The following is a 7,275-nucleotide window of genomic DNA, read 5'->3' as shown; positions in this document are numbered from 1 at the left end:
AAAGGCAAGTGGTCCGTGGTCTTCTTCTACCCGGCTGACTTCACCTTCGTTTGCCCGACCGAGCTGGGCGACCTGGCTGACAACTACGCTGAATTCCAGAAGCTGGGCGTTGAGATCTACTCTGTCTCTACCGATACCCACTTCACTCACAAAGCATGGCACGACACTTCTGACACCATTCAGAAGATCCAGTACCCGATGATTGGTGACCCGACTGGTACCATCACCCGCAACTTCGGCGTGATGATCGAAGAAGCTGGTCTGGCTGACCGCGGTACCTTCGTGATTGACCCGCAGGGCATCATCCAGATCGTCGAGATCAACGCTGGCGGCATCGGCCGTGACGCACTGGAACTGCTGCGCAAAGTCAAAGCAGCCCAGTACGTTGCTTCCCACCCGGGTGAAGTGTGCCCGGCTAAATGGAAAGAAGGCGAAGCCACTCTGGCCCCGTCCCTGGATCTGGTAGGCAAGATCTAAGCCTCCCGCTTCCAAGACCGGCCCGCATAAGGGCCGGTCTGCTTTCCGGCATTGCCAAATAGGCCTGAAAGCAGACCGACTCACATTTAATGCCAACTCGCCATTACAAGAAGGAATTCGACCATGTTGGATACCAACCTCAAACAACAGCTGAACACCTATCTGCAGTACATCGTCAATCCCATCGAGATCAGCGTGTCCGGCAACGACAGCGACAAATCTGCAGAGCTGCTGGCACTGGCCAGCGAGATCGCCGAGATGTCCCCCAAGATCACCCAGACCTCTGGCACTGCCGTTCGCAAGCCTTCCATGAGCGTCGCGCCCCAGGGCCAAGCACCGCGTGTTCACTTTGCCGGCATCCCCATGGGTCATGAATTTACCTCTCTGGTACTCGCCCTGCTGCAAAGCGGCGGCCACCCCTCCAAGGCCGATGCGGCAGTGCAGGAGCAGATCCGCAATCTCAAAGGTGAGTTCCACTTCGAGACCTATATCTCCCTCTCCTGCCACAACTGCCCGGACGTAGTACAGGCCCTCAACCTGATGGCGACCCTGAACCCCGGCATCACTCACACCATGATCGACGGCGCCCTGTTCCAGGAAGAGGTCGCCGAGCGTCAAATCATGGCGGTACCGAATGTTTACCTGAACGGTCAACCGTTCAGCCAGGGCCGGATATCGCTGGAAGAGATCGTCGCCAAACTCGACACCGGCGCCGCCGAGCGCAAGGCTGCCGAGCTGAATGAGAAAGATCCCTACGACGTACTGGTGGTGGGCGGTGGCCCGGCTGGCGCCGCAGCGGCCATCTATGCCGCCCGTAAAGGCATTCGCACCGCCATCGTTGCCGAGCGTTTCGGTGGTCAGGTGATGGACACCGTCGGTATCGAGAACTTTATCTCCGTGCCCTACACCGAAGGCCCCAAACTGGCCGCCAGCCTGGAGCAGCACGTCAAACAGTACGGCGTGGAAGTGATAACCGAACAGCGCGCCGCCGCCATCAGCAAAGATGGATATGTGAACGTGGATCTCGCCTCTGGTGCCACCTTGAAGAGCCGCGCCGTGATCCTGGCTACCGGTGCCCGCTGGCGTGATCTGAACGTACCGGGCGAGCTTGAGTACCGCACCAAGGGCGTGGCCTACTGCCCGCACTGCGATGGCCCCTTCTTCAAGGGCAAGCGAGTAGCTGTGATTGGTGGCGGTAACTCCGGTATCGAGGCGGCCATCGATCTGGCTGGCATCGTCGAGCATGTGACTGTGGTGGAGTTCGCCGACACCCTGCGTGCCGATGAAGTGCTGCAGAAGAAGGCTCGCTCCATGGGCAATATCGACATCATCATGAGCGCTCGCACCACCGAAGTGATCGGTGATGGCAGCAAGGTGGTCGGCATGGATTACGAAGATCGCACCACAGGTGAGATCAAGCACCTGGCGGTAGCGGGCATCTTCGTCCAGATCGGCCTGGTACCGAACACTGAGTTCCTCAAAGGGAGCGAGATTGCCATGACCCGCTTTGGCGAGATCGAGATCGATACCAAAGGGGCGACCTCCCTGCCCGGCGTCTACGCCGCAGGAGATGCCACCACGGTACCGTTCAAGCAGATCATCATCTCCATGGGTGCTGGCGCCACCGCCGCACTGGGTGCGTTTGATTACCTCATCCGCAACCCGGCGCCGGAAGCGACCAAGGCTGATGCTGTGACCGCCTGATAAACCCAGCGCAACAAAAAGCCGATGCTCGATTTAGTAAACACGAGCGTCGGCTTTTTTATATCTGCATCGATGCGCAATAGAAACCCCGCCGCAAATGGCGGGGGTGTTCATGACTGGACTTAAACGACGGGCATCACTCCAGCAAGAAAACAGCCTCGATATTATCACTTACCGTGATCTGCTGTTGTTGATAGCTGTTGTCCGCCATATCCGCCGCAGGTGCAGCCATCGCCATGGCCTGCACTACCTTCAGGTTGCGGCTGTAGGCGGTAATGGGCGAAGCATTGCGGTACTCCACACTGTAGACCTTGCCAAGCTTCATCCCGAAGGCCTTGGCCAGAGATTCAGCCTTGGTTTTGGCATCCTCAACGGCATTCAAACGGGCCTGCTCCTTGATGACCTGCGGCGATTTCAACCCGTACTCAATCTGGGATACGGACTCCAGCCCGGCTTTGAGTGCGGTATCCATCAGGGGGCTCAACTTGTCGAGCTGATAGAGCTTCACCGCCAATTGTCGCTGAGCACGGTATCCCAACAATACCGGCTTCTTGTTCTCGCCATACTGATATTCCGGAGAGACCATCAGGTTGCCAGCCTCAACATCGCTGCGCTTGATCCCCAGCCCTTCCAGTTGGCTGAAAAAGGCTGCGACCTTGGTATCGACCTGCTGCTTGGCCTTGAGGCCCTGCTTATCCAGTGCACTCACCGCCACATTGAGGGTGAGCATATCGGGTTCGGTCTTCTGCTCGGCATAACCACTCACCACCAGATGGGGCGCTTGCGGCACTTCAATCGCCAGCAGCGGAGCACTGACAACCAGAGCGGAAAGAGTAAGAAGGGGACGCCACATAGAAAAAAACCTCAATCGAAAAGATTGAGGCCATTATGCCCGTGCAGCTACGGGATTCATATATCATGCGAGGGGGGGAACTGATCCAGTATCTGATTGGTCAGATCGAGACTGATGGTGACCACGCTGCAGACATCTGGGCTCTGCTCTACCTTATCTTGTGACGATGTCGCACCGCAGACCTGCACCTCATCATCGAAATGGAACGAGTCCCACGACAGAACATGTCCTTGCACCGCCTGTCCGAGATCGGTGCCACCAATTGCCTCCTCCATCGCAGACCAAGGGATGGTATCAGACGGCCCAAGCAAATTTTGCAACAACGGAGGGTGAAAACTGACCAGTGGATACTCCTGCTGACCCTGCTCATGGCCAACCAGAATCATGTTATGGGCAGACTCGGTATCCAAAACAGGCACATAGGTGATAGAGGCTGCAGCAAAGTCAACATAGAGCGAGCCCGCGACATCACCGGCCTCATTCTCTATCTCCATCCCATCCAGCCGATCACCGGCGATCGAGGCCTGATAGCCAAACTGACCTGCGCAGGTAATGTTGCCCTGTCCATCCCAGCTATAACGGATGCCATCAATGTCGACCCAGTTGAATGACTGCATGATTACCCTCTCTTCTACGGCCGCTATCTTATCCATCCACCTAAAGAAAAAACAGGGGCCAGGCAAGCCCGGCCCCGAGAGAGGGTTACGGATCAACCTTCAAGTTACCGTCATCCAGCAAGTGCTTGATGATCTCCTGATTGGAGCCCAGTGAGGCGAGGTCGAGTGAGTTCTGGAACTGGATGGTCAGTTCCGGGCTCCCACCGGCCCCGGCAGGATCTATCGTCAACGTCTTGGTCGTCGTGTTGAACTGCAGATAGTTGTCCAGCACGGCTGCCAGATCCTCGTTGTTCCCCACTGCAGGTACGCCGACCAGCAGATCCGAGAGATCCAGTACATCTCCACCATTGTTGGTATCACCTAAAGTGAAATCAGTAATGGTATCGATACTGCCGTCCGCATCCCCCGCCAGCCACTTGAAGGTGTCACTCTCCCCACCACCGGTCATGGTATCGCTGCCAAGGCCGCCGATCAGAATGTCCTTACCAAGGTCGCCCGTGAGTATATCGCTACCAGAACCACCATCCAGATAATCATCACCGACACCTCCAACAAGGGTGTCGTTCCCTTCCTGGCCAAAAAGGATATCGTTGCCACTGCCACCATATAGGGTGTCATTACCACCACTGCGGCTACTCTCCCCACTCAGCTCAGTAATATGGGTCCGGATGTAATCCACCGTCTGTTCACGTGTCCACCCATGACTGGACTCCAGCGTTTCAAATACCAGCCAACCAGAACCTTGGGGCAGATCCAGTCCCAACTCGCTGGCCAGCGTATCGGTATTGAGTACATCGCCAAACAGGATGTCATTGCCAACACCACCATCGGCCACGTCATTGCCGGCCCCCAGCAACACGGTAATCTGATCCCCCTCGGTCAGGGCTGCCGTCAACTGCTCGGCACTGGTCACAATCTGGGCATCGCCGATCGGGGCATTGAAACCCTGCTCGATCCGGATATTGTCTATCCGTACCTCAGCATTCCGGTCATTGGAGCTGTCGAGCAGTTCGAACACAAACCCGTATTGCCCGACAGGCAGTCCATCGGTTGTGATAGTGCTGTAAGCCGTCAAAACAGATGAACTAACGCCAGTAATGGTGCCCGTTTGCACTGGATTGAGCATATCCCAGACGCCACCCTCGAGTTTCACCAACTTCCAGGTGAAGCTGTCGCTGCTATTAACACCATTCAAGGCATACTGGAACTGCAGACTTGCTCCGGCTTGTGCCGCAGAAACCTGGATGGCATTGGCCACGGCGAGCGCCAATATTGTCCTGTCAGAATCAGAACCGGTTCGATCATCCCGGATCCGCAAGCTTCCATTTGTAACGGTATGCGATCCCTGAGCATCACCACTGAGCACCCATCCCGAGGCGGCATTTATGCCGCTACCACTACCAAATGTGGCCAAGTCAAGGAAGCTGCCTGCCGAGTAAAACTGATCTGCCGTTTCAGTCGTGTTATCAAAGAACTTCAACAAATCCTTGTTAACATCATTGGTCACCCCGATTGCATTGACCTGGCTGATGGCACTGAGTGAAACAAAAGCATCCACCGACTCCTTGATCACCTCAAATGTGGTGCTGTTGCCTGGTCCAGCGACCTGATTGCTGTCATTGAGGTAGTAAGTCGGGTTACCATCCGTGACAAAGAATGTCAGGTTCTGGTAACCGGGAGCAGCCTTGCTACCATCATTGAACCACTGCACGGCCTGATTGAACGCGGCTTCATAGTTGGTGCCACCATTGGCAACCAGTGCATCAATGGCATTGGTCAGGTTGCTCACATTACTGGCATCAAGCCCTACTATTGTCACACTCTCGCTGGCATTCGCCGCAAAACCAATCAAGGTGATATTGATCTCACCATCATGATCTTTCAACTGGTTCGCCAAATGGGTCAGGGAGGCCTTGAGCATACTCAGTCGTGATCCAGCCATACTGCCAGACACATCGACCACCAAGGCAATATTGTAATTCTCACCCGGGATGAAATTGGTACTGGTGCCGCCGATGTCCCCCACCACAATATCGTGACCAGCACCGCCTGCAACCAGACCATCCACACTACCGTTGGAGTTGGGCACCTTGTGATCATCATCCGTGCCGGGGGTCCCGGTAGTGTCGGGGGTATCCGAGGTGTTGCTACCCACAACCAGAATATTGGACGCGACGGGAGGCTCATTGCTCTTGACCGATACAGTAAAGTTGGCGCTGGCTTTATCTCCATCGGCATCAGTCAAGGTAGCACTGAAATCAAGGTCAATATCAGGAGGCGTGATCTTGTCGATCACTCCGAAATTCTCGATCCTCACTGAGTCATTGCCATTCAGCACAAAGCGGACATAAAGCTGGCTGAACTCCCCATCGGGTTCTATGCTGGCCAACTGCATCGACCCTTTGAGTCCTGACAGAACAAGCTCTCCGGAATCGACGACGGTCACGCCATCGGCAGCATAAGCCACCCACTGTATGGTGCTGGTATTGGTGTTGCCAACCCCGTAGACGTTGAAAGAGAGCCCATCAACGGCTGCAGTCGTGGATACCTTGAACCCTTCGTTATTGTCCAGGTTGCCGTTCTTAATCCCGAAACCATTGTTGTTCGGGTTGAGATTATCTGCATCACTCCCCGGCAGATCCTGAGGATTATTGACGCTGCCATTGAACAGCAGACCATCGAACAGTACACCAATCCCGCCAGCAGTAACCCCGATCGTCTCAACAGGCCCTCCAGCACCGAACTGTGCCCCGATCGAGAAAGTCTGGGTTGGCTGGGGAGTAACCAGTTCAAAGCTGTAAGTATTGTCGTCATTGAGTGTCAATGTATAGAACACTTTAGGTGGCTGCCCACTACCATCAATGGTTGCTACCAGAGTCTTGCCATCAGTCGACAAGGTTTCGGTGATCCCTGCCAAATCAGGCCATCCAGTCAGTTTCAGTCCACCAGTACCCAGAGGGCCATCAGCACCAAAAGAGACGCCAAACAATCCACCGGTAGTGATGTCGGCTACATTCATCACTTCCAGACTTTCGATGCCTGTGATCACGGGCATATCGTCTTCAATAACAACACTGACCGGCTTGGTATCACTCAAGTCACCATCACTGGCTGACAGGTTGAAGGTAAATGTCTTCAGTCCTTCCTTATTGTCTCCAAATTCATGATCGATGGGCCCCAGCAAGGTGACGGTATATTTACCAACCGGATCTACAGATACTTGTATGACTGGGATCCCTCCCGCTGAACCCACCAGTGTCGCAGACCCTATACCACTCCACACAACTGGTACCCCTCCAGAGCTCAGGCCAGATGGAGCAGAAAGAGTGAACGTAAAGGTATTGCTGTCGATATCTGTCACACTTGCCGTCGCATGGGTCGAGGTGCTATCGGTAATATCGCCGGGATTGGGTGAATTGTCTGGATTGGATCCCGGTAATCCCTCCTCGGATATGCGCAGATCCGAGACAGTCAGCATGGGAGCATCGTTAGTTGCAGTGACGGTCACGGTGAAGGGCTTGTTGTCTGCCCCACCCTCGTCCGTGGTCCCCGCCACGTTGCCATTCACGACCCCGCTCCAGTCCGCCGGCAAGCTAAAGCCCGGCACGCCCGCTGTGCTCGCAC

At 55.3% G+C, this 7,275-nt stretch carries 5 protein-coding genes; 2 read left to right on the top strand and 3 right to left on the bottom strand.

Translation table 11 applies throughout. The annotated features are described in order from the left end of the window. Together ahpC and ahpF are read left to right on the top strand one after the other, a co-directional pair. Positions 1-477 (top strand): alkyl hydroperoxide reductase subunit C (gene ahpC, locus G5358_RS19480; protein ID WP_421324736.1); only part of this gene is annotated, 477 nt, incomplete at its 5' end. A gap of 123 nt (positions 478-600) precedes the next feature. Beyond that, the gene (ahpF, locus tag G5358_RS19475) at positions 601-2,181 is read left to right on the top strand and encodes an alkyl hydroperoxide reductase subunit F (RefSeq protein ID WP_421206635.1); all 1,581 of its coding nucleotides are present in this window, start codon (positions 601-603) and stop codon (positions 2,179-2,181) included. A 136-nt stretch (positions 2,182-2,317) separates the two neighbouring features. Here the strand turns inward: ahpF and G5358_RS19470 are convergent, their stop codons facing one another. The 3 genes from G5358_RS19470 to G5358_RS19460 all read right to left on the bottom strand — a co-directional run bounded on the left by G5358_RS19470 (position 2,318) and on the right by G5358_RS19460 (position 7,219). Continuing rightward, a complete protein-coding gene (locus G5358_RS19470; protein ID WP_005337338.1) occupies positions 2,318-3,034 on the bottom strand; it encodes an SIMPL domain-containing protein in 717 nt (238 codons plus the stop codon). A 56-nt stretch (positions 3,035-3,090) separates the two neighbouring features. Continuing rightward, entirely contained in the window at positions 3,091-3,651 is a 561-nt protein-coding gene (locus tag G5358_RS19465) for a hypothetical protein (RefSeq protein WP_042056172.1), read from the bottom strand. 85 nt (positions 3,652-3,736) lie between these two features. Then, entirely contained in the window at positions 3,737-7,219 is a 3,483-nt protein-coding gene (locus tag G5358_RS19460; RefSeq protein WP_421264003.1) for a VWA domain-containing protein, read from the bottom strand. Positions 7,220-7,275: the final 56 nt, after the last annotated feature.

Source organism: Aeromonas sp. 604176 (assembly GCF_049170755.1).
Taxonomy (GTDB): Bacteria; Pseudomonadota; Gammaproteobacteria; order Enterobacterales; family Aeromonadaceae; genus Aeromonas; species Aeromonas veronii_A.
The sequence above is the reverse complement of the archived record's forward strand: the minus strand, read 5'-3'. Positions and strand labels throughout refer to the sequence as shown.

Coding starts and splice junctions, on each gene's coding strand:
- ahpF (WP_421206635.1), top strand. CDS start 601: ATGTTGGATACCAACCTCAAACAACAGCTGAACACCTATCTGCAGTAC.
- G5358_RS19470 (WP_005337338.1), bottom strand. CDS start 3,034: ATGTGGCGTCCCCTTCTTACTCTTTCCGCTCTGGTTGTCAGTGCTCCG.
- G5358_RS19465 (WP_042056172.1), bottom strand. CDS start 3,651: ATGCAGTCATTCAACTGGGTCGACATTGATGGCATCCGTTATAGCTGG.